Source organism: Streptomyces odontomachi (assembly GCF_024435355.1).
GTDB classification, from domain to species: Bacteria; Actinomycetota; Actinomycetes; order Streptomycetales; family Streptomycetaceae; genus Streptomyces; species Streptomyces odontomachi.
In genome coordinates, this window is record NZ_JAMJWG010000001.1 from 524286 (window position 1) to 545529 (window position 21244).

The 21244-nt window shown below is 70.1% G+C and carries 17 protein-coding genes; 13 read left to right on the forward strand and 4 right to left on the reverse strand.

Annotated elements, in window-relative coordinates; all coding sequences use genetic code 11:
- The first annotated feature begins 65 nt into the window (after window positions 1-65).
- Window positions 66-839 (forward strand): sulfite exporter TauE/SafE family protein, encoded by a 774-nt coding sequence (locus NQO67_RS02190; protein ID WP_255945733.1) that lies wholly within the window; start codon window positions 66-68, stop codon window positions 837-839.
- Between the two features lie 27 nt (window positions 840-866).
- Here NQO67_RS02190 and NQO67_RS02195 read toward each other — a convergent pair whose 3' ends face one another.
- Window positions 867-1655 (reverse strand): IclR family transcriptional regulator, encoded by a 789-nt coding sequence (locus NQO67_RS02195; RefSeq protein ID WP_255945734.1) that lies wholly within the window; start codon window positions 1653-1655, stop codon window positions 867-869.
- Window positions 1656-1800: 145 nt separating this feature from the next.
- On the opposite strand from NQO67_RS02195, the gene NQO67_RS02200 reads away from it, so the two are divergent.
- The 5 genes from NQO67_RS02200 (at window position 1801) to NQO67_RS02220 (ending at window position 7777) form a co-directional block, all read left to right on the forward strand.
- The gene (locus NQO67_RS02200) at window positions 1801-3138 is read left to right on the forward strand and encodes a gluconate:H+ symporter (RefSeq protein WP_255945735.1); all 1338 of its coding nucleotides are present in this window, start codon (window positions 1801-1803) and stop codon (window positions 3136-3138) included.
- Between the two features lie 110 nt (window positions 3139-3248).
- Complete coding sequence (locus NQO67_RS02205) at window positions 3249-4577, forward strand: enolase C-terminal domain-like protein (protein WP_255945736.1); 1329 nt, start codon at window positions 3249-3251, stop codon at window positions 4575-4577.
- A 235-nt stretch (window positions 4578-4812) separates the two neighbouring features.
- Entirely contained in the window at window positions 4813-5838 is a 1026-nt protein-coding gene (locus NQO67_RS02210; protein WP_255945737.1) for a LacI family DNA-binding transcriptional regulator, read from the forward strand.
- Window positions 5839-6151: 313 nt separating this feature from the next.
- Window positions 6152-7231 carry a glycoside hydrolase family 26 protein gene (locus NQO67_RS02215; RefSeq protein ID WP_255945738.1) on the forward strand — a complete coding sequence of 360 codons (1080 nt, stop codon included), beginning with the start codon at window positions 6152-6154 and terminating at the stop codon, window positions 7229-7231.
- Window positions 7232-7291: 60 nt separating this feature from the next.
- Window positions 7292-7777, forward strand: a complete 486-nt coding sequence (locus NQO67_RS02220; protein ID WP_255945739.1) for a YbaK/EbsC family protein — start codon at window positions 7292-7294, stop codon at window positions 7775-7777.
- Window positions 7778-7924: 147 nt separating this feature from the next.
- Here NQO67_RS02220 and NQO67_RS02225 read toward each other — a convergent pair whose 3' ends face one another.
- Window positions 7925-8968 carry a GAF domain-containing protein gene (locus NQO67_RS02225; protein ID WP_255945740.1) on the reverse strand — a complete coding sequence of 348 codons (1044 nt, stop codon included), beginning with the start codon at window positions 8966-8968 and terminating at the stop codon, window positions 7925-7927.
- Between the two features lie 872 nt (window positions 8969-9840).
- Between NQO67_RS02225 and NQO67_RS02230 the strand changes: the two genes are divergently transcribed.
- The 7 genes from NQO67_RS02230 to NQO67_RS02260 all read left to right on the forward strand — a co-directional run bounded on the left by NQO67_RS02230 (window position 9841) and on the right by NQO67_RS02260 (window position 19233).
- Window positions 9841-11817: a beta-ketoacyl synthase N-terminal-like domain-containing protein gene (locus NQO67_RS02230; RefSeq protein ID WP_255945741.1), complete on the forward strand. Its 1977-nt coding sequence runs from the start codon at window positions 9841-9843 to the stop codon at window positions 11815-11817.
- Complete coding sequence (locus NQO67_RS02235) at window positions 11814-13355, forward strand: amino acid adenylation domain-containing protein (RefSeq protein WP_255945742.1); 1542 nt, start codon at window positions 11814-11816, stop codon at window positions 13353-13355. Before NQO67_RS02230 ends, NQO67_RS02235 begins: the two co-directional genes overlap by 4 nt.
- A gap of 129 nt (window positions 13356-13484) precedes the next feature.
- Window positions 13485-14672, forward strand: a complete 1188-nt coding sequence (locus NQO67_RS02240) for an NAD(P)/FAD-dependent oxidoreductase (protein WP_255945743.1) — start codon at window positions 13485-13487, stop codon at window positions 14670-14672.
- Between the two features lie 426 nt (window positions 14673-15098).
- Window positions 15099-17822 carry a nitrate- and nitrite sensing domain-containing protein gene (locus NQO67_RS02245; RefSeq protein WP_255945745.1) on the forward strand — a complete coding sequence of 908 codons (2724 nt, stop codon included), beginning with the start codon at window positions 15099-15101 and terminating at the stop codon, window positions 17820-17822.
- Between the two features lie 14 nt (window positions 17823-17836).
- On the forward strand, window positions 17837-18268 hold the full coding sequence (locus NQO67_RS02250) for a roadblock/LC7 domain-containing protein (protein WP_255945747.1): 432 nt from the start codon (window positions 17837-17839) through the stop codon (window positions 18266-18268).
- A complete protein-coding gene (locus NQO67_RS02255) occupies window positions 18261-18635 on the forward strand; it encodes a DUF742 domain-containing protein (RefSeq protein ID WP_255945749.1) in 375 nt (124 codons plus the stop codon). The genes NQO67_RS02250 and NQO67_RS02255 overlap by 8 nt, the downstream gene beginning before the upstream one ends.
- Window positions 18616-19233, forward strand: a complete 618-nt coding sequence (locus NQO67_RS02260) for a GTP-binding protein (RefSeq protein WP_255945750.1) — start codon at window positions 18616-18618, stop codon at window positions 19231-19233. The genes NQO67_RS02255 and NQO67_RS02260 overlap by 20 nt, the downstream gene beginning before the upstream one ends.
- A 172-nt stretch (window positions 19234-19405) precedes the next feature.
- On the opposite strand, the gene NQO67_RS02265 is transcribed toward NQO67_RS02260, so the two are convergent.
- Together NQO67_RS02265 and pdxA are read right to left on the reverse strand one after the other, a co-directional pair.
- Complete coding sequence (locus tag NQO67_RS02265; RefSeq protein ID WP_255945752.1) at window positions 19406-20176, reverse strand: DeoR/GlpR family DNA-binding transcription regulator; 771 nt, start codon at window positions 20174-20176, stop codon at window positions 19406-19408.
- Window positions 20173-21216, reverse strand: a complete 1044-nt coding sequence (gene pdxA, locus NQO67_RS02270) for a 4-hydroxythreonine-4-phosphate dehydrogenase PdxA (protein WP_255945754.1) — start codon at window positions 21214-21216, stop codon at window positions 20173-20175. The genes NQO67_RS02265 and pdxA overlap by 4 nt, the downstream gene beginning before the upstream one ends.
- Between the last annotated feature and the right edge of the window lie 28 nt (window positions 21217-21244).

Below are 21244 nucleotides of genomic sequence, written 5' to 3' on the forward strand. Positions count from 1 at the left end.
GCCGCCTCGCGCATCCTCGTCGACCGGTGCGGGGTGCGGGTGTCCCGACGACGAAAGGAGACCGTGTGGCGGCCGAATCCGCGCTGCTGCTCGCCGCGGCGGGCTTCGCCGCCGGCCTGGCCGGCTCGATCGCCGGGCTGGCCTCGCTGGTGAGCTACCCGGCGCTGCTGGCCGCCGGCCTGCCGCCGCTGGCCGCCAACGTGACCAACACGGTCGCGATGTTCTCCACCGCGGTGGGCACGGCGGCCGGCTCACGCGAGGAACTGCGGGGCCAGCGAAGGCGCCTGGGCCGGCTCGCGCTGCTGGCGGCGCTGGGTGGCTCGGTCGGCGCCGCGCTGCTGCTCGGCACGCCGTCCTCGACCTTCGAACGGGTGGTGCCCTGGCTGATCGCCTCGGGGTCGGTACTGATCCTGGCCCGCAATCCGCTTCGCCGCCTCGCCGCGAGGCGGTCGGGCATGGCCGACGGTGCCGTCCGCAGGGGGTTGCTACCGGCCGGTGCGGTCCTGCTGGTGGGGCTGTACGGCGGCTACTTCGGCGCTGCCGCCGGTGTGTTGATGCTCGCCGTGCTGTCGCTGTCCCACACCGAACCGCTGCCGGTCACCAACGCGGTGAAGAACATCGCCACGGGCGCGGCCAACGTCACCGCCGCGGTCGCCTACGCCTTCCTGGCACCGGTCGACTGGGGCGCCGCCGCGGCCCTCGGCCTCGGGTGCCTGGGCGGCAGCTGGATGGGGCCCGTGGTGGTGCGCCGGCTGCCCGAGACCCCGTTGCGCATCGCCATCGCGCTGGCCGGCCTCGGTCTGGCCGTCTCGCTGTGGCGCGCGGGGGGCGGGAGCTGACGGTTTCCCCGACGCCGGTGCGCTGCCCTAACGCCAGTCCGCGTCACGGGACGCCGACGGCGGCAGGGTCTCGATCTTCGCTCGGATCTCCTGCATGACGGCGACGATGCGGCGCTCATGCTCGTCGGTGAGCCGGGACACCGGCACCGAGCAGCTGATGGCATCGACGGGCGGTGCGTCGTAGCGCAGCGCGAAGCCGAATCCGGTGATGCCGACGACCGTCTCCTCGTGGTCGATCGAGTAGCCGCGCCGGCGGACCGTGGCGAGGTCGGCGAGCAGCGCGGCGCGTTCGGTGTGGGTGTTCTGCGTGCAGGACGCCAGCGGCCCCTCGGGCAGCGGGAGTTCGTCGTCGGGGCGTTCGGCGAGCAGCGCCTTGCCGAGGGCGCCGGCGTGCGCGGGGACCCGCCGGCCGACCCGGCTGATGGTGCGCAGGTACTCATGGGATTCACGGGTCGCGAGGTAGACCACGTCCGTGTCGTCGAGGCGCGCCAGGTGGATGGTCTCCCCGAGGGCGTCCGAGGCCTCGTCGAGATACGGGCGCACCCTTCGCACCCGGCGGTCGCCGTCGAGGTAGCTGGTGCCGGTGAGCAGGGCACGGATCCCGATGCCGTAGAGCGAGCCGGTCGTGTCGATGCGCACCCAGCCGTGTTCGACGAGGGTCTGCAACAGGGCGTACATGCTGCTGCGCGGTACCCGCAGCTGTTCGGAGATCTCCCGCAGCCGTGCCGGCCGGTCGCCCCGGGAGGCCAGCAGCTCCAGCACCGCGACGGTACGCACCGCCGACTTCACCTCGGGGACGCCCCCACTCTGCGACATGCACCGATCGTAGATCCGTCGCTGCACACCCATTGACCTCGTGCGCCGCGGGTCCCTAACCTCCATCCCCATACTTAGACGCTGTCTTCATATGAGGACAAGTAAGGCAACTGCTGGGACACCGCTCGAGTGGGGAATCGACTTCATGCCACTTGTTGTCGTCGGGATCAGCGTGCTGGTCCTGCTTCTGTTGATGACGAAGCTGCGTCTGAACGGCTTCGCCGCCCTGCTGCTCGTCGCCGTGGGCGTCGCAGTGGTCCGGGGGATACCCCTGGAGAAGATCCCGGACGTGCTCTCGGAGGGCATCGGGGGCCAGATCGGCGACACGATGCTCACCATCGGACTCGGCGCCATGATCGGCCGGGTGATGGGTGACTGCGGCGCGGCCCAGCGCATCGCGGGCAAGCTGCTCGACATCTGCGGCCCGCGCGGGGTGCAGTGGGCGATGGTGCTGAGCGCCATGGTCATCGGCGTCACCATGTTCTACGAGGCCGCCTTCGTCATCATCGTGCCCGTCGCGTTCACCCTGGTCAGAGTTACCCGAGCCAACCTGCTGTGGGTCGGCCTCCCGATGTCGATCGCGCTGTCCACCATGCACAGCTTCCTGCCCCCGCACCCCGGACCGACCGCGGTCGCCTCGACCTTCCACGCGTCGATCGGCCTGACGCTGCTCTACGGCCTCTTCATCGCCGTGCCGGCCGGCGCGCTCATCGCCCTGGTGTGGCCACGGCTGCCGTTCGTGCGGGCGATGCACCCCACCATCCCCGAGGGCCTGGTGAGCGAGCGCACGTTCACCGAAGAGGAGATGCCGGGGATGGGCTGGTCGCTGTCGGTGGCCCTGCTGCCCGTGGTGCTGATCGCCGGGGCCGCGATCACCGACATGGCCACCTCCGGCTCCGGTCCCGTCCTGCACACCGTCGCCTTCGTCGGTGCGGCGCCGATCGCCCTGCTGCTCACGCTGCTCGTCGCCGTCTGGGCGTTCGGACCGCGCATCGGCCGGAGCCTGGACGAGGTCAGCGCGTCATGCCGGTCGGCGGCCCAGGCGATGGCCATGATCCTGCTCGTCATCGGCGCGGGCGGCGCCTTCAAGCAGGTCCTCGTCGACGGTGGGATCTCCGACTACATCAAGGACGTGAGCGGCGGCTGGTCCATCTCCCCCATCATCCTGGCCTGGCTCATCGCGGTCATCCTCCGGGTGGCCCTCGGGTCGGCGACGGTGGCCGTGGTCACGGCCTCCGGCGTGGTGCTGCCGCTGGTGGCGGGCAGCGGGGTACACCCGGAGATCATGGTGCTCGCCGTCTCGTGTGGATCGATCGCCTTCTCCCACGTCAACGACCCGGGCTTCTGGATGTTCAAGGAGTACTTCAACCTGTCCGTCATCGACGCGATCAAGGCGCGCACCTCCTACACCACGGTGCTCGCCGTCCTAGGCCTGGGCGGCGTACTGGCCGTGGAACGGGTACTGGACGTCATCGGCGTGTGAGGCTCCCGAGCGTGTCCCGTGCTCGAGGTCACCGCGAGCGCATATCTTTCCGCAGCGTGCCGCCTCCCGGCGCGCGTACGCCCACGCGATCCGTTGGAGGAACCCCCGTCATGAGCCAGCCCGTCGTCACCGCGTTCACCGTCTATCCGGTCGCGGGCCGAGACTCGATGGCGCTGAACCTCTCCGGCGCCCACGGCCCCTACTTCACCCGGAACGTCGTGGTCGTCGAGGATTCCGAAGGGCGCACCGGGCTGGGCGAGGTACCGGGCGGCGAGCCGATCACCCAGACCCTGCGGGAGGCCGCTCCCCTCGTCGTCGGCGCACGCCTCGGCGATTACCAGGCCGTGCTGCGCGCCGTCGGGGACCGGTTCGCCGACCGCGACCGGGCCGGCCGGGGCGAGCAGACCTTCGACCTGCGCACCACCGTGCACGCCGTCACCGCCGTCGAGTCGGCGCTCCTGGACCTGCTGGGGCAGCACCTGGAGGTCCCCGTCGCCGCCCTGCTGGGCAACGGCAAGCAACGTGACGCCGTCCGGGTCCTCGGCTACCTCTTCTACGTGGGCGACCCCGACCGGACCGACCTGGAGTACGCCCGAGAGGCCGACGCGGACGTGGCGTGGTACCGGATCCGCCACGAGGAGGCGCTCACTACGGAGGCCATCGTCCGGCAGGCCGAGGCCACCCACGACCGGTACGGATTCAGCGACTTCAAGCTCAAGGGGGGCGTCCTGCCGGGCAGCGCGGAAGTCCAGGCGGTGCGGGCGCTCAAGGAACGCTTCCCAGCAGCCCGGATCACCCTCGACCCGAACGGGGCGTGGTCGCTGCGGGAAGCCGTCGACCTGTGCAGGCCCCTGGTGGGCACGCTCACCTACGCCGAGGACCCGTGCGGCGCCGAAGGCGGCTACTCCGGGCGGGAGATCCTCGCGGAGTTCCGCCGGGCCACCGCGCTGCCCACCGCCACCAACATGATCGCGACCGACTGGCGCCAGCTGACCCACGCACTGGCCTTGCAGTCGGTCTCCATCCCGCTCGCCGACCCGCACTTCTGGACCATGCAGGGGTCGGTACGGGTGGCCCAGCTGTGCAACGCGATGGGGCTGACATGGGGTTGCCACTCCAACAACCACTTCGACATCTCCCTGGCGATGATGGCCCACTGCGGCGCCGCGGCGCCCGGCGCGTACAACGCCCTGGACACCCACTGGATCTGGCAGGAGGGCATGGAGCGGCTCACCGTCGAGCCCCCGGCGATCGTCCAGGGCGAGGTCGCCGTCCCGGACACCCCCGGACTCGGTGTGCGGCTCGACAGGGACAGGCTGCTCGCCGCCCACGAGCTCTACCAGGAGAAGTCCCTCTCCGGCCGGGACGACGCGACCGCCATGCGGTACCTGATCGACGGCTGGGCGTTCGACGCCAAACGCCCGTGCCTGGTGCGCTGAGGCCCGGCACTGGAACGGTTCAGTAGATGGGTGCGCTTCCTGACGGTGGATCGGCACCCGATCGGCCCGCCGGGCACGGTACCCTCGGGGCGGCGCGCAGGGCGGGCGCCGGACGATGCCACTCAAACGGTTCCGTACCGCTGCGCGTTGCAGACGGCCCGGAGCGGCTCGCGTTGACGGGCGACCGGCGCGGTGACGGTGCACGACGATTCCGGGACGAGAGCGGGCGCGGCGAGTGAAGCAGCAGGATGGCAGGGCCACCATCAAGGACGTGGCGGCCCGAGCAGGTGTGTCCCCCTCGGCGGTGTCCATGGCGCTGCACGGCCGCCCCGGGGTGTCGGCAGCGACCCGCGAGCGCATCCTGCGCGCGGCCGGCGACCTGGGCTGGCAGCCGAACACCGCGGCCCAGTCGCTGTCCGGCCGGCACGTGCACACCGTCGGACTCGCCATCGCCCGCCCCGCCCGCATGCTCGGCCTCGAACCCTTCTACATGGAGTTCATCTCCGGCATAGAGAGCGTCCTGAGCGGCCGGTCCTGCTCGTTGCTGCTGCGCCTGGTCGAAGCCGGCCAGGAGACGGAGGTGCATCGCGAATGGTGGCAGGGCGGCCGGGTCAACGGCAGCATCCTCGTCGACCTGCGCGTCGACGACCCCCGTATACCCGCCCTGGCCCCGATCGGACTGCCCGCCGTGGTGGTCGGCCACCCCTCGCTGGCGGGGCCGTTCACCTCCGTGTGGACCGATGACGAGTCCGCCGTCCGTGACGCGGTCCGCTATCTCGCGGCCCTGGGCCACCGGCGCATCGCCCGGGTGGGCGGGCCGCCCGAACTCGGCCACACCCTGATCCGCACCGAGGCCTTCGACCGGACCGCTCGCGAACTCGGGCTGGCCGCACGCACCACCCACACCAGCTTCTCGGCCGACGACGGGGCACACGCCTGCCGCGCCCTGCTGCTCGCCCCCGACCGGCCCACGGCCATCATGTTCGACAACGACATCATGGCCGTCGCGGCCCTCGGCGTGGCCGCCGAGTTCGGCCTGTCGGTCCCCGGTGACCTCTCGCTGCTCGCCTGGGACGACTCGCAACTGTGCCAGCTCACCCGCCCGATGCTGTCGGCGATGCAACACGACGTCTTCGCCTTCGGCGCCGATGTCACCCGGACGCTCTTCGACGTCATGGAAGGCACCGCGGCCGAGTCGCACGCCGCGCAGTCGCCCACCCTGATGCCCCGCGGCACCACGGCACCGCCGCCCTACGGATGAGCCTGCCCTCCGGCCTCCTCACCGCCCTCTGACTGCCTTTTACTTACACGTTTTAGTTCCCGCTGCGTCGAGCATTGACATGCCCACGGCGTAAGCCTACCTTTCCAGAGCATTGGTCCAGGCCATCTGGTGAGCTCTGGCGACGGCGCCGCTCTGCCCGTCACTTGAAACGCTAAAGCTACCGGCTGGTCAGGTAAGGACCGTGGATGAGCCCTCGCGCGTGAGGGGCGTTCCGTGCGGGTCGTCCCGTGCGAGCCACGCTCCCTACGCGTCGCCCCGTACGTGCCACCCCCCCCAACCTCTGGAGCATGTGATGAGACATCTCCCCGCGTTCCGGTCCCGCAGGTTCCCCGGGCCCCGCCACCTGTACGCGCTGCTCGCCCTCCCGCTGATCGCCGGCGGGCTGCTGCTGTCCGATCCGGACCCGGCCGAGGCCACCGGCGCCACCGCCCCCTCCGCGGTGGTCGACTACCTGCACCAGATCACCGGCAACCACATCATCAGCGGTCAGCACAACAAGGAGCCGGCCAGCCAGCCCGGCGCCTACACCGCCAAGGCGCACGACATCACCGGCAAGTGGCCGGGCCTGTGGGGCGGCGACTTCCTCTTCGGCGCCTCCGACGTGGCCGACCGGCAGTCCGAGATCGACCAGGCCACCATCGAGTGGTCCCACGGATCGCTGGTCAACCTCACCTGGCACGTCTGCCCGCCCACCCGCGGCTCGTCGTGCGGCTGGGACCCGGGTACCGGAGTCGAGGACCACCTGTCGGACCAGCAGTGGAGCGAGCTGGTGACCGACGGGACCACGCTCAACACGGCATGGAAGCACCGGCTCGACGAGGTGGTGCCGTACTTCCAGCAGCTCAAGGACGCCGGAGTCCCCGTACTGTTCCGGCCCCTGCACGAGATGAACCAGGGCTGGGCGTGGTGGGGCGGCCGCCCCGGGGCGGACGGAAGCCGCCGGCTGTACCAGATCACCCATGACTATCTGAGGAACACCAAGGGCCTGGACAACATCATCTGGGTGTGGAACGTCAAGGACATCGCGGGCGGCGCCTCCCACGTGGCCGACTACTACCCGGGCGACGCCTACGCGGACGTGGTCAGCCTGGACGCGTGGGAGCAGAACTACCCGTCCACCGAGTGGTACCAGGCCATCCAGAACATCGCGCACGGCAAGCCGACGGCGCTGGCCGAGGTCGGGAAGATCCCCAGCCCGGCGGACCTGGACGCACAGCCGAACTGGGTGTGGTTCATGGTGTGGTCCGAGTACCTGACCGACACCGCCTACAACACCCCGGACGCCGTCCGTGCCACCTACAACGCACCCCGCGTCCTGAGCCAGGGCGAGTTCGGCATCCCCGGCGCAGGCACGGCCGCCTCGGCGAAGTAGGCCGCCCGCACCGTCCCGCGCCCCGGGCGACCGGGGCGCTCCGGGCGGTAATGTCAGCCCATGGCAAGGGATTCACTGCTCACCGGTCCGGTCGAGGTGCTTGCGTCGCGCGGCGTGGTCTTCACCGCACATCCGCATCCGGCCCTCGACGACGCACGGGACGTCTGCGCCACCCTCGGCGTGGCGCTGGAGGAGACCGTCAAGATGCTGGCGTTCGTGACACCGCAGGACCAGCTGGTGCTGGCCGCCCTGCCGGGACATGCCAGGTTGAAGTACGGGGCACTGGCCCGGGCGGCCGGTGTGCGCCGTGCGGACCTGCGGCCGGCGTCCGCGGAGCGGCTGGCAGAGGTCGGCATGGAGCCGGGCGGGGTCTGCCCCGTCTCGGCGGACAGCGCTGCCCTCGTCGTCTTCGACGAGTCGGTCGCCGACCTGGGGAACGTGTACTGCGGCAGCGGACGCCGGGACAGCTCCCTCGAACTACGCGCCGCCGACCTCATGGCCGCGGTCCCGTCCGCGCGCAACGCCGCCATCGCCAGCACGGGCTGAGGATTCGTACTCGGACGCGCTCACGTGCCAAAACGGCCGCCGGTGACACGGCAGCGTGCGGCCCGGCGGCGTCGACACACGAAGACACACGTGCCGAGCCACCGGGCCGCGTCCCATGTCACATGGCCGACGCGGCGGCGAAGTGCCTCACCTCGGGTAGTGGCCGCCCGGCAGCTGCCCGGTGTGCAGCGAGGCACCGGCACCGGAACCCATCTGCTCGAACCGGTCCTGGAACTGGGCGGCGATCTGCCGCGATTCCTGGCCGCGGTTCGGCTGCCCGGTGACGTCCATGGCCACCGTGAGCACCCCGCTGATCACGGACGCCCCGGGGGAGAGCTTCACCGGTGTGCAGGTGAACGAGTACGTCTTCGGCGACGATGAGTTGTAAGGGATCAGCTGGGCCTCGGGCAGGGTGATGGTCTGGCCGGTGTGGAAGGCCTGGTCCATCGTCTTGAACACACCCACCGAGTCCAGCCCGCTGAGCGCGTACCGGCCCCGGCTCAGCCGCGGTACGAGGCCGAAGGCATCGCCCTGGGTGGCGTTGGCATAACGCAGCAGGTGCTCCGGGCCCTCGGTAAGCATGATCGGGAAGGGCGCCCGGTCGAAGATCGCAAAAAGCTGCTGCTGCTGGGTCAGCAGGCTGTCACGGAGCTTGAAATCGGACAGCAGCGTCTCCGTGAGCTGCTGCATGGTCTCCTTGCGCTCCCGACCCCACTGGCGCGGCTTCATGTCGGCCACGCAGAGCGTACCGAGGATCATGCCATTGTGGTCGCGCAGCGGCGTGCCCAGGTACGAGCGTACGCCCATGTCGTTGACCAGCGCATTTCCCTTGAATCTGGGGTAGTCGAAGACATCGTCCAGGGCGAGCTGGGAACCCTGCGCGACAACGTGGGGGCAGAAGCCGTAGTCCGGCGGGGCTTCCCGGGCGACCTCGCTGAGGTCGAAGACTATGCCGTCGTTGTTCCTGGTGTCCGCGTCCTCCGACGCCGGTGGCAGGTACATGCCGCGGAACATCTGACGGTCATTGCTGATGAAGTTCACCATGGCGAGGGGCGCCTGGGTCAAGGACGCCGCGATTTTCGCTACGCGGTCGAACGTGGCTTCCGCGCCCACCGAGTTGAGGCCGAGGACCTGGAGCCGGTGGGTACGCTCCTCCGCGAGGCGGTCGTGATCAGGTGACAGGGAATCCATGACTGGAGATGAAACCAGATCCTTCCGGTTCCCGTACCGCCCTCAGTACGGAACTTTGGCTGTCTCCTGTCACATCCGCTACCTGACTGTCGCCCCGTCAGGTGCCTGAAGGCCACTGGTGGCATGGTCATCGGGGCCGGTCACGGGCTTGAGGGCAACCTGGAATCCTGTCCAGTTACGCTGAGTTCCAATCGTGGAACGATCAGTTCCTGCCAATCCTTGATGTGGCAACGACTCCATCGGTTCTTACATATGACAATTGTTCAGTGGTTGGCTGTTGGGACCTGTGAGCACAGCGGTAACCTCAGCGCGGCTCGATGGGCGGTACACGTGTGCGGGTACAGGTGTGTCGCGGCTGCCCTCGAGCTCGCATGGGTCGGAGCTCGAATCGCGGTCGGAGGGAGGGTCATGCGGTCGGCCGGGTGCATCGCCTCAGGGCGGGGCCTTGAGTTATCCCGCAGCGGCGAGTGTGGGGCCGGAACGATACAGCACGGTGGTTCTGGACAAGGCTCGTCGCCTGCTGTCTCTCCTGGTGGGAGACGCAGGGCCGCGGAACGCCCAGATCCCCTGTCGATGCCCCCCGAGGTGCCCGTGGGCACATCAGAGGGTGGCCGGGGGATCGCCCGGGGTGACGGAGCGGCATATGCTCCGTACGGTCGTCAGGCGCACCACACGCCGCACTCCGCTATCGGACGCTGACGGTACGAATCAGGACGCAGCCATCTCGTGTCGAATTCCCGCCTGTCAGAATCCGAGATTCCGCACCGCTTCGGCGGCACGGGATCGTCACGGCCGCCCCCTTGGGTTCGCATGACGCAGGCGCAGAGGCAGTAATCGCGGCGATACCCGGGGAAGCATCGAAGGAGTGTTCTTTGAACAGGTCGACAGCAAGCGTCGAGACACGGTCGGTGGCGGTGATCGGCATGGCCTGCCGGTTCCCGGGTGCCGCAAACGCCGACCAGCTGTGGGAGTTGCTGTGTGACGGTGCGGACGCCACAAGCGAGACGCCCCCTGACCGCTACGACGTTGACGCGCTGTACTCCGCAGATGCCCAGCCCGGAACCCTGCGCAGCCGCCGGGCCGCCTACATCCGTGACATGGCCGCCTTCGACGCCGAGTTCTTCGAGATGTCGCCCACCGACGCCAAGGAACTCGACCCGCAGCAGCGGCTGCTGCTGATGACGGCGTGGGAGGCCCTGGAGGACGCGGGCCAGCGCCCCGATGTGCTCGCCGGCTCCCGGACCGGCGTCTACGTGGGGAACACCCGGGCCGACTTCCTGGAGATGCAGTACCGCAAGGGGCTGAAGTCGGCGACGGCCGCGCAGTTCCACAACTACCGGCCGCTGCTCGCCGCCCGTACCTCCTACTTCTTCGACTTCCGCGGCCCCAGCGTGGTGCTCGACACCGCCTGCTCGTCCTCGCTGGTGGCCGTCCACAACGCCGTGCAGAGCATCCGCGCAGGGGAGACACCGCTGGCGCTGGCCGCCGGAGTGAACCTCAAGCTCCGCGCGGACGAGGGCGTGATGATGACCGCCGCCGGCACGCTGGCCCGCGACGGGCGCAGCAAGTTCGGCGACGCGAGCGCCGACGGCTACTCGCCCAGCGACGGCGTGGGCGTCGTGGTCCTCAAACCGCTGGCGAACGCGCTGGCCGACGGCGACCGGATCCGCGCGGTGATCCAGGGCAGCGCCATCAGCAACGACGGCCGCACCGGCGGCTCCCTGCTGACCCCCTCGCTGGCCGGCCAGATCGACGTGCTGCGCTGGGCCTACGAGGACGCCGGAGTCAACCCGGCCGACGTGGACTACGTCGAGGCGCACGGCGTCGGCTCCCCCCAGCTCGACCCGCTCGAGTTCGCCGCGCTCGGCGAGGTCGTCGGCCACGGCCGGCCCTGGGACCGGCCCTGCATGGTCGGCTCGGTGAAGACGAACATCGGCCACTCGGAGGCGGCCGGCGGCCTCGCCGGGCTGATCAAGACCGTGCTCTGCCTGGAGCACGGCCAGGTACCGCCCAACCTGCACATGCGCGCCCCCAACCCGCGGGTCGCCTGGGACCGCCTGCCGCTGCGGATGCCCGACCGGATCGAGGCACTGCCCTACACGGGTAGACCAGCCATCGCGGGGGTCTCCGGGCAGGGCGTCTCCGCGCTCAACGCCCACCTGGTGCTCCGCCAGGGCGACACCGTGGCCGCCGGCCGTATCCCCTCACCCCGCCAGGAGCACGGCGAGCAGGCGTACCTGCTGCCCCTGTCGGCGCGTACCCCCGAGGCCCTCGAAGACCTGGCCCGGGCGTACACCGCATATCTGAGCCCGCACGGCAAGGGCGGCGGCTACGCCTTGCGCGACATCTGCTTCAGCGCCTCCCTCCGGCGCCAGCACCACCCGTACCGCATGGCGGTGGTCGCCACCTCGCACGAGGAGATGGTCGGGGCACTGAGCGGCACCGGCGAACCCCGCCGCATCCGGCGCGGCCGGCCCGTCGTGGTGGTCGCCGAACGGTACTGCAAGGGCGAGGTGGTCGACTGGCACGAGCTGTACGACCCGGGCTGCCGCTACGTACCGCTGCCCGGCTATCCCTGGCAGACGCAGCGTTACTGGCCGGGCGAGTCGGAGCCCCAGCAGAACGGTGCCGACCTCGCCGACAACGTGCTGCGCGAGCACGCACGCACCGCTTACACCGAGACGTCGATGCTCTCCGAGATAGGCATCGACTCCCTGGCGATGCTGCGCATCATCGTGGACCTGTCGGAGAAGTTCGAACGCCAGGTGGAGCCCGAGGAACTGGCCCGGTTGCACGACGTGGCCGCGCTGCGGCAGTGGCTCCGGGAACTGGAGGCACAGACCGCATGAGCGATCCGCAGACCGCCTATGCCTGGTTCTCCCGCACGGCCGACCGGCTCGGCCATGCGTGGACCGCACTCGAGGTGGGCCAGGACAAGCTGACCTACGCCGAGCTGCGGGACCGGGCAGAAGCGCTGGCCGCCCGGATCGTCGCCGCCGGCACGGGGCACGCCCCCCGCCGGGTCGGACTGCTGGCGAGCCGCTCCGTGGCCGCGTACGTCGGCTACCTGGCGATCCTGCGGGTAGGCGCGGCGGTCGTCCCGCTCAACCCCGAGAACCCGGCGGCGCGCAACGCGTCCATCGCCAAGGCAGCCGAGCTCGATCTGGTCCTGACCGATGCCCCCGCGGCCGGGACCGATCTGGGCGTGCCGCTGCTGTCCGCGCAGCCCTGCGACGCCCCGGCCCTGGCCCCCGCGCCCCCGCCGCGGACCACGCCCGACGACATCGCCTACATCATCTTCACCTCGGGCTCCACGGGCACCCCCAAGGGCGTACCCGTGCGGCACCGCAACATCTGCTCCTACATCTCCCACCTCATCACGTGCTACGAGGCCGGGCCCGGCAGCCGGATGTCGCAGGCCTTCGACCTGACCTTCGACGGTTCGGTGCACGACCTGCTGGTGACCTGGGGTGCCGGCGCCACCCTGGTGGTGCCGATGCGGCATGAGCTGATGTCGCTGGTCAAGTTCATCAACAGCCGCCAGCTCACCCACTGGTTCTCGGTGCCGTCGCTGATCACCTTCGCCTCCCGGCTCGGCACCCTCGCTCCCGGCAGCATGCCCACCCTGCGCTGGAGCGTCTTCGGCGGTGAGGCACTGACCCTGGCGTCGGCACAGGCCTGGCAGGCCGCAGCTCCCCACTCGGCCATCGAGGTGCTCTACGGCCCCACCGAACTCACCATCTCCTGCACGGCCTACCGCCTGCCCGACGACATGGCCGCATGGCCGCGCCCGGCCAACGGCATCGTGCCGATCGGCACCCACCACCCCGGCATGGAACACGTCCTGCTCGACGAGGAAGGACGGCCCGCCCCCACCGGCGAGCTGTGCCTGCGCGGCGTCCAGCGCATCGACGGCTACCTCGACCCGCGCAACGACACCGGCAGGTTCCTCCTCTTCGACGAGCACGGCACCGCCCATCCGCTCCGCGAGGGCGAAACGGTCACCGACGCCCACTGGTACCGCACCGGTGACCGGGCCACCGAGGAGGACGGCCAGCTGCTGCACCTGGGCCGGGTGGACCAGCAGGTCAAGATCCGCGGTCACCGGATCGAACTCGGCGAGGTGGAGGCGTTGCTGAGGGAGCAGAGCGGAGTGGAGGAAGCCGTCGTCTTCGCGGTCGCCGGTCGCGACGGAGAGCCCGAGCTGGAGGCCGCAGTGACCGGCGCCGACTGCGACGGCACCCGGCTCTTCAGCGCGCTCGGCGACCACCTTCCCCTTTATATGCTGCCTCGCCGGATCGTCCCGTTCGATCACCTGCCGCTCAACTCCAATGGCAAGATCGACCGGCGGACGCTGCGCGCCACCCTCGACAGCACCCGCACCTGAACAGCCCCTGACCGCCGCACCGACCGGCAACGGCCCCTTCCCACCACCAGGGCCGACCGCCGACCGCCGACCGGCGTACCCCCCACGCCCCGCCCCCGTCCCCGTATGACTTGTCTGTGAGGCTCGCACATGTTTGACGCCATCGTGGTGGGAGCGCGCTGCGCCGGAGCGCCCACCGCCATGCTGCTCGCCCACGCGGGCTACCGGGTACTCATGGTGGATCGGGCGGACTTCCCCTCCGACACGCTCTCCACCCACCTCATCCATCAGCCCGGTGTCGCGGCACTGGCCCGCTGGGGCCTGCTGGACCGCATACGGGACTCCGGATGCCCCCCGTTGAACAACGCGATCTACGAGGTGGCCGACGTCCGGCTGGAGGGCTGCGCCCGAGGTGTGGAGGGACAGCGGGCGGGCTACGCACCGCGGCGCACCGTCCTCGACGCGATCCTGGTGGACGGCGCCGTCGAGGCCGGCGTCGAGTTCCGGGACAAGTGCAGCGTGACGGACCTGCTGCGGGACGAGGCGGGCCGGGTGGTCGGTGTGGTGGGCCGCTACCGCGGTGTCCCCTTCACGGAGCGGGCGCACCTGGTGATCGGTGCGGACGGGATGCACTCGAAGGTCGCGGCGCTGTGCGACGCCCCCTTCACCGTGCATAGACCCAGGCTGACCTGTGCCTACTACGCGTACTGGCATGACGTGCCAGCCGACCTGGAGCTGTACGAGGCTCCGTCGAGCTGGGTGGCGGCCGTGCCCACCAACGACCGTGCCACCCTCGTCCTCACCTACTTCCCGCAGTCGCGCTTCGACGAGGTGCGCACCACGAACACGTACCACGCCTACCTGGAGCAGGTGCGCACCACCGCCCCGGCCCTGCACGAGCGGCTCCAGGGCAAGGTGCTCGCCGAGCGGCTACGGGGCACGGGGGACCAACAGAACTTCTTCCGGCGCTCGCACGGCCCAGGGTGGGCGCTGGTGGGCGACGCAGGGCACCACAAGGACTCCATCACGGCACGCGGCATCAGCGACGCCTTCTTCCAGGCGGAGTGCCTCGTACGGCAGGTGAGCGGGCGGCTGGGCGGGGATCCCGGCCTGCTGGACGCGGCTCTCGAGGCCTACGAGCAGGAACGGGACGCGGCACTGACGCCGGGCTTCCAGGCGACGCTGGCCGCCGCGCAGCTCCAGCAGCACGAGCAGCGCCTGGAGTTGCTGCGCGCGGTGCAGACCGACCCCGACCTGAAGGCCATTTACTTCGACATCGTCGCGGGAATCGAGCCCATCAGCGCCCTCTACGTCCCGAAACTTCTCGCCTTGCTGTGAACCGTTCGCCTGTTTGACCCTGCGCCCGCATTCCTCCCAGTAGTTTGTGCGCGTGTGCAAGCCCAAGCCGGGTACTTGACCGTCCACGGACCACATATGCCAGGAACCCGGTAGAGTCCGTTCGGTCGTCCGTTCGGCTCCGCCACCACCTGGTGGGGGCTGGGCCAACCCGGAACGCCAGGTTCACAAGGCGCTGGACTCGTATGATTAGTCAGTCCATGATCCTGGTACGGTTCACCGGGTCGTGATCGTGATGACGGCACGTCAGACATGGCGCGCGCTGGGAAAAACAAGGCATGTCGCACCATTTGCTACCGCTACCAGTTTCGCTGCAGTTCAAGGAAACAGATGCCAGCTATACGCGACGGGCACACAGCTAGCAGAGCAGCTCACCGCAAATCCCTCCGGTCCTCATCGGTTCTTCCGGTGGCGATTCCGGCGGCGCTGCTCGTGGGGCTGTGGGGCTACACGGCAACCGGGCTCGTCGCCGACCAGATGCAGGTGCACGACGAGACGGCCCTGGCCACTTCGGTGGATGAGCCCGCTTTCGATGTGCTCACCAAGCTCCAGGTCGAGCGGCGTCTCACCGAGACCTGGCAGGCCGATCACGCCGAATCATCGCGGGTCGCCCTGGAGAAGGCGCGGAGCAACACCGACACCGCCCTCGACACCTACCGCCGCTCGTCGGAGTCCGCCCTCACCGGCAAGGAACTCCAGGACCGCGCCAAGTCGCTGAACACCGCGGTCGTGAAGCTCTCCGAGAACCGCAGCGCCATCGACCGGCGCAGCATGAGCAGCTCCAAGGCCTTCGAGTACTACTCGGACACGATCTCCCAGATCGCCGCCGTGATCGAGCTGGCCACCCGGCCCGACGACCCGGACCTCGCGAAGTCCAGCAGCGCCACGCGGTCCCTGATGCAGCTGACGGAGATGCTCTCGCGCGAGGACGCGCTGCTCTCCAGCGGGCTCGCCTCCGGGGAGCTGCCCGAGTCGATCCGCACGCAGTTCGCGCAGTACGTCGCCATCCAGCGGCACATCCGCACCGCCCTCCTGGACACCGACGACCTCCCTGGCAAGGAGGCCGCCGCCTACGAGCGCATCGTCAGCGACCCGCAGTGGAAGGCGCTGACCACCATCGAGGACGCCGTCACCAGCAGCTCCGGCACCAAGCCGCCGGCTGCGGCGAGCGGTTGGCGCACGGCGGTGGACACCGTCAACGGCGGTCTCCAGCGCACCGGCGCCGACTCCTTCGACGCACTCGCGGACGAGGGCTCCGACCGGGCCGACGCGCTGCTGATGCAGTTCATCCTCGGCAGCCTCGCCGTCATCGCCGCGCTGGTGGTCACCGGTGTCCTGCTGAGACGCTCGACCGGCGCCGCATCGCACCGCCTGACCGCGCTGCTGGCGCAGATACAGGAACTGGGCGAGCAGCGGCTCCCCGAGATCCTCCAGCAGCTGGACCGCGGCGAGCACATCGAGACCGACGGCGAGCTGCCCGTCGCGGCACCGGGCGCCGACGAACTCGAGCGCCTGGGTGTGTCGGTCAACCGCCTCGGCCGGGAGTTCGAGTCCGCGCTGGTGCGGCAGGCGCGCGGTCGGGAAGGCACCGAGAAGGTCTTCGCCAACCTCACCCGCCGCACCCAGATCCTGGTGCACCGCCTGATCTCCCTGCTGGACGATCTGGAGCGCAAGCACGAGGACTCCGACCTGCTCCAGGACATCTTCAAGGTCGACCACCTCGCCACCCGTGTCCGGCGGCACTCGGAGAACCTGGTGATCCTGGGTGGTTCCGCCCCCGGACGCCGCGGCATCCGCCCGCTGTCCATCACCGACGTGGTGCGTGGCGCGGTGTCCGAGACCGAGCAGTACCGCCGGGTCACCGTGCAGTCGCTGCCGCCGGGCCGGCAGGTGCTGGTGGCCGCGCGCGCCGTCACCGACATCACCCACCTGCTGGCCGAACTGATCGAGAACGGCACCACCTTCTCGCCGCCGGACACCCAGGTGCAGATCAGCGCCCGTAAGGTCGCCAAGGGTCTTGCGCTGCACGTGGAGGACCGCGGCCTCGGCATGCCGCCCGAGCAGTACGAGCACCTGAACGACCTGCTGGCCAAGCCGCCGCAGCCCGACATGGACGCGCTCGGCAAGGACCCGCGCCTCGGCCTGTTCGTGGTCGCGAAGCTGGCCGAGCGGCACGGTCTGAAGGTGTCGCTGCGCGAGTCCGACTACGGGGGGACCCTCGCGGTCGTCCTGGTGCCCGCATCCATGCTCGAAGAGCATGAGTCGTCGCTGCCGAAGGAGCTCAAGCAGGCCGCCGGCCTGGCGAACGGCAGCGCCCCGGTCAGGTTCCCCGACACCCTCGTGGCCGACAAGGCCCCGGCCGAGACGAAGCCTCCGGCCCGCAAGCCCGGCCCACCGAGCACCCCCACCGTGCCCGGCCCCCGGAGCGCGCCGCCGAGCACGCCCAGCGTGCCCAGCACACCGAGTGTGCCCAGCGTGCCGGACACGATCACCGTGCCGGAGATCGTCACGGCCCACGCCACCACTACTCCGCCGCAGTTCGAAACCCATGGGTTTCCCGACTATGGAGGCGCAGGACTGTTGCCGGCCTCGTCGGAAGGTCAGGAGGCGGCCGGCTCGCCGCCGTCGGCATGGTCGCCCGTGCAGGAGCACACCGGCGCCCAAGCCGATCCGTACCCCCAGCCGTACGGCGAGTCCGCCGGGACGTACGGCGAGTCAGCCGGTACGTACGGCGAGTCAGCCGGGACGTATGGCGAGTCAGCCGGGACGTATGGCGAGTCAGCCGGTACGTACGGCGACGCCTACGTCGAACCACAGATAGAACATGTCTCTCCGTCGGCCGGCCTCCTGGAAGCGGAGTCCTCCGGGCCGCTGGACGAGCCCACCGTCTTGCCCACCAGGACACGGGGCGCGAGTCTCGCAAGGCAGTTGCGAGAAGAGGCCGGCCCGCCGCGCACGGACCGGGAAAACGTTGAGGAAGAAGTGAGCAGTAGTTTCACACCTGGCAGGTCAGCTGCCAACATGATGGCCATTCAGCGTGAGACGAGGCGGGCCAGGGAAAGTCAGGCTCCCCAGCCCGCCGAGCTGAGTGGCCCGGCAGAGTCGCGTCAACACGGCACCGACGAACTGTGAGGGATGAACCGGTAATGACTGAACAGGTGGAAACCCTACCCAGGCTGGACTGGCTGCTGGACAGCCTCGTCGACAGGATCCCGGAGATCCACCACGCCATCGTCCTCTCCGAAGACGGCCTGACGCTCGCCAAGTCCAAGACGCTGGCCCGGGAGGACGCCGAGCAGCTGTCCGCCATCGCCTCGGGTCTGCAAAGCCTCTCGCGCGGTGCCGCCAACCGGTTCCAGGGCGGGCAGGTGCGCCAGACGGTCGTGGAGATGGACACGGCCTTCCTGTTCGTCACGAGCGCGGGTCAGGGAGCCAGGCTTGCCGCCTTCGCCAGTGACACGGTCGACGTCGGGATGATGGCTTTCGAGATGAACACGCTCGTCAAGCAGGTCGGCCAGTACCTGAGTGCGGCGCCACGCGTCGAAACCCAGTTCGTGCGGTACGGTAAGGGTGCCTGACCAGCCAAGGTCCGACGTCGACGGGGTCGGGCACCACGTCCGGCCCTATGCCATCACCGGGGGACGCACCCGCCACAGCGAGCATGAGTTCGCGTTGATCACGCTGGTGGTCACTCGTTCCCCGGATGGATTCGGCGAAGGATCCGTCGAACCGGAGTCGGCCGCGATCCTGGACATGTGCCGGTCGCGGGCGGTGGCCATCGCTGAGATCGCGGCACACTTGGACCTGCCGGTGAGCGTGGTCAAAGTGCTCTGCGGCGACTTGTTGAACTCGGATCTGGTCCTCGTCCAATCTCCGCCGAAGGAGAGCGACGCCCCGAGTGTGGAACTGATCGAAAGGGTCATGGATGGCATACGCCGCCTCTAACCCAGTCATGCCGACGGCGTTGAAGATTCTCATCGCGGGAGGCTTCGGCGTGGGCAAGACCACCATGGTCGGCTCCGTCAGCGAGGTCCCGCCGCTGGAGACCGAGGAACGCATGACCGTGGCCAGCCTCGGCCACGACAACCTGGCCGGTGTCGAGGGGAAGTTCGCGACCACCGTCGCCATGGACTTCGGTCGCATCACCATCGCTCCGGAACTGGTCCTGTACCTGTTCGGCACGCCCGGCCAGCACCGTTTCTGGTTCATGTGGGACGACCTGGCCCTGGGCGCCCTCGGTGCCGTGGTGCTGGCGGACACCCGCCGCCTGGAACAGTGCTTCGCCTCGGTCGACTACTTCGAGAAGCGTGGCACCCCGTTCGCCGTGGGCGTCAACTGCTTCCACGGTAGGCGCGAGTGGAACCCGGAGCAGGTCCGCAAGGCGCTGGACCTCGGCCCGGACACACCGGTCATGCTGTGCGACGCGCGCGACCGTGAGTCCAGCAAGAGCGTGCTCCTGGCGCTGCTCGACGTGGCGCGCGCCCAGGCCCTGGCCCGCTCGGCCACCCTGCCGGGCACCACCGGAGCCCTGCCCGGCCGCTGACGCCGGACGCGGTGACGCCGGCGCCCGGTGGGGCAGGCCGGCGCCGTGCCCGGCCGCGCGGTGACGCGTCGGCCGGCGGGCGGTGACCTGACACCGGTGGTGGAGTGGCTCACCACCGGTGGTGCGTCCGCGCGCCCCTCAACCGATGTGTCGACCCGTCACCAGGGCGGTGTCACCCGGCCGTCTTGGCGACCTCGACGGTGCACAGCGGGTCGGCGCGGAACGGCTCGAGCTGCTGCTCGCTCGCCCCGTCGTCGGTGATCAGCGTCCACGGCGTCTCGAACGCCGCCCACCAGTACGACTCCTCGCGGCCCAGCTTCCCGGAGTCGGCGAGTACGTACACGGCGCGGGAGCGGCTGATCATCAGCTGCTTCAGCGCGACCTGTTCCGGGCGGGCCTCGCAGAGACCACGCCCGGCCACCACGCCGTCCGCCCCGAGGAAGACGGCCTGCGCGGTGAGCCGGGCCACCGCTGCCTCCGCCAACGGTCCCACCATGCCGAGGCTGAGCGGGCGAACCGTGCCGCCGAGCACGATCAGCTCGATCCCCGGCACACCGGCCAGCGCTTCCACGGACGTCAACCCCGGTGTGGCCACCGCCAGATGGCCGCGCACCGCGAGCCGGGTGGCCAGCGCACCGACCGTCGTCCCGGCGTCCAGCAGCACCAGCCCGCTGCCGCTGATGTGCGTCTCGGCCACCCGTGCGATGGCCTCCTTCTCCCGACGGGCCAGCAACTCCCGCTCGTGCAGCGACTGTTCCTCACCGGCCGTCGACGACACCGCGCCACCGTAGGTACGGACGATCTCACCCGACGCGGAGAGCTGGCTCAGATCACGCCGGATGGTCGACTCCGACACCCCGTACCGCTGCGCCAGCTCCGCCACCGTCAGCGGGTGGGTCTGGAGCAGCTCGCGGATCGTGGCACGCCGATCGGCACCGCTCATGCCGTCTCGCTCCCCGTGGCCGTCGCCGTGCTGCCGTGCTCCGGCGTGGCGTGGCGCGGTGCCAGCTCCACGGCTTGGCGCAGTGCCTCCACCATGCTCGCCTCGTCGGCCCGGCCGGTGCCCGCGATGTCGAAGGCGGTGCCGTGGTCGACGCTGGTGCGGATCACGGGCAGGCCGACCGTGATGTTCACGCCGGCGTCCAGACCGAGCACCTTCACCGGACCGTGGCCCTGGTCGTGGTACATGGCGACGACCAGGTCGAAGTCGCCGCGTACGGCACGGAAGAAGACCGTGTCGGCGGGCAGCGGCCCCTGCGCGTCGACGCCGTCGGCGCGCACCGCCGCGATGGCGGGCACCACCTTGTCCTCCTCCTCGCCGTGGCCGAAGAGGCCGTTCTCGCCGGCGTGCGGATTGATGCCGCAGACCGCGATGCGCGGGGCGGCGACCCCGGATGCCGCGAGCGTCGCGTGACCGCGCCGGATGGTCCGCTCCACCAGGCCCGGCTCGATCTTCGCCACCGCGTCGACCAGACCGATGTGCGTCGTGACGTGGATGACGCGCAGCTGGGGTGCCGACAGCAGCATGGAGACCTCGGGCGTGCCGGTCAGCTTGGCGAGCAGCTCGGTGTGACCGGGGTAGCGGTGCCCAGCCGCGTGCAGCGCCTCCTTGTTCAACGGTGCGGTGCAGACGGCGTCCACCTGGCGCTCGGCGGCGAGCTCGGTGGCGGCCTCGATGAAGCGGTACGCGCCCTCCCCGGCCACCGGCGAGAGCTGCCCGAACGGCAGGTCGGCAGGGATGCCGCCGAGGTCCAGGCAGTCCACCTGCCCGGCCTGCCAGGTGGCCTCGGAAACGGAGCGGACCGGGTTGATCCGCAGCTCCACGCCGCAGAGCGCGACGGCCTTCTCCAGGCGGGCCGCATCGCCCACCACCAGCGGCCGGAACGGCAGCTTGGCAGCGGCGCCGGCCAGCGCCTTGACGATCACCTCGGGGCCGACGCCGGCGGCGTCTCCCATGGTGATGGCGACAACAGGTTCGGACATGGTGACATCCTTCCGCAGCCGCGGGTGT

What these genes read in the sequence shown, in the direction of transcription:
- NQO67_RS02240 (WP_255945743.1), top strand. Translation starts at nt 13,485, where the DNA reads ATGTTTGACGCCATCGTGGTGGGAGCGCGCTGCGCCGGAGCGCCCACC.
- NQO67_RS02200 (WP_255945735.1), top strand. Translation starts at nt 1,801, where the DNA reads ATGCCACTTGTTGTCGTCGGGATCAGCGTGCTGGTCCTGCTTCTGTTG.
- NQO67_RS02265 (WP_255945752.1), bottom strand. Translation starts at nt 20,176, where the DNA reads ATGAGCGGTGCCGATCGGCGTGCCACGATCCGCGAGCTGCTCCAGACC.
- NQO67_RS02260 (WP_255945750.1), top strand. Translation starts at nt 18,616, where the DNA reads ATGGCATACGCCGCCTCTAACCCAGTCATGCCGACGGCGTTGAAGATT.
- NQO67_RS02215 (WP_255945738.1), top strand. Translation starts at nt 6,152, where the DNA reads ATGAGACATCTCCCCGCGTTCCGGTCCCGCAGGTTCCCCGGGCCCCGC.
- NQO67_RS02250 (WP_255945747.1), top strand. Translation starts at nt 17,837, where the DNA reads ATGACTGAACAGGTGGAAACCCTACCCAGGCTGGACTGGCTGCTGGAC.
- NQO67_RS02195 (WP_255945734.1), bottom strand. Translation starts at nt 1,655, where the DNA reads ATGTCGCAGAGTGGGGGCGTCCCCGAGGTGAAGTCGGCGGTGCGTACC.
- NQO67_RS02205 (WP_255945736.1), top strand. Translation starts at nt 3,249, where the DNA reads ATGAGCCAGCCCGTCGTCACCGCGTTCACCGTCTATCCGGTCGCGGGC.
- pdxA (WP_255945754.1), bottom strand. Translation starts at nt 21,216, where the DNA reads ATGTCCGAACCTGTTGTCGCCATCACCATGGGAGACGCCGCCGGCGTC.
- NQO67_RS02220 (WP_255945739.1), top strand. Translation starts at nt 7,292, where the DNA reads ATGGCAAGGGATTCACTGCTCACCGGTCCGGTCGAGGTGCTTGCGTCG.
- NQO67_RS02235 (WP_255945742.1), top strand. Translation starts at nt 11,814, where the DNA reads ATGAGCGATCCGCAGACCGCCTATGCCTGGTTCTCCCGCACGGCCGAC.
- NQO67_RS02225 (WP_255945740.1), bottom strand. Translation starts at nt 8,968, where the DNA reads ATGGATTCCCTGTCACCTGATCACGACCGCCTCGCGGAGGAGCGTACC.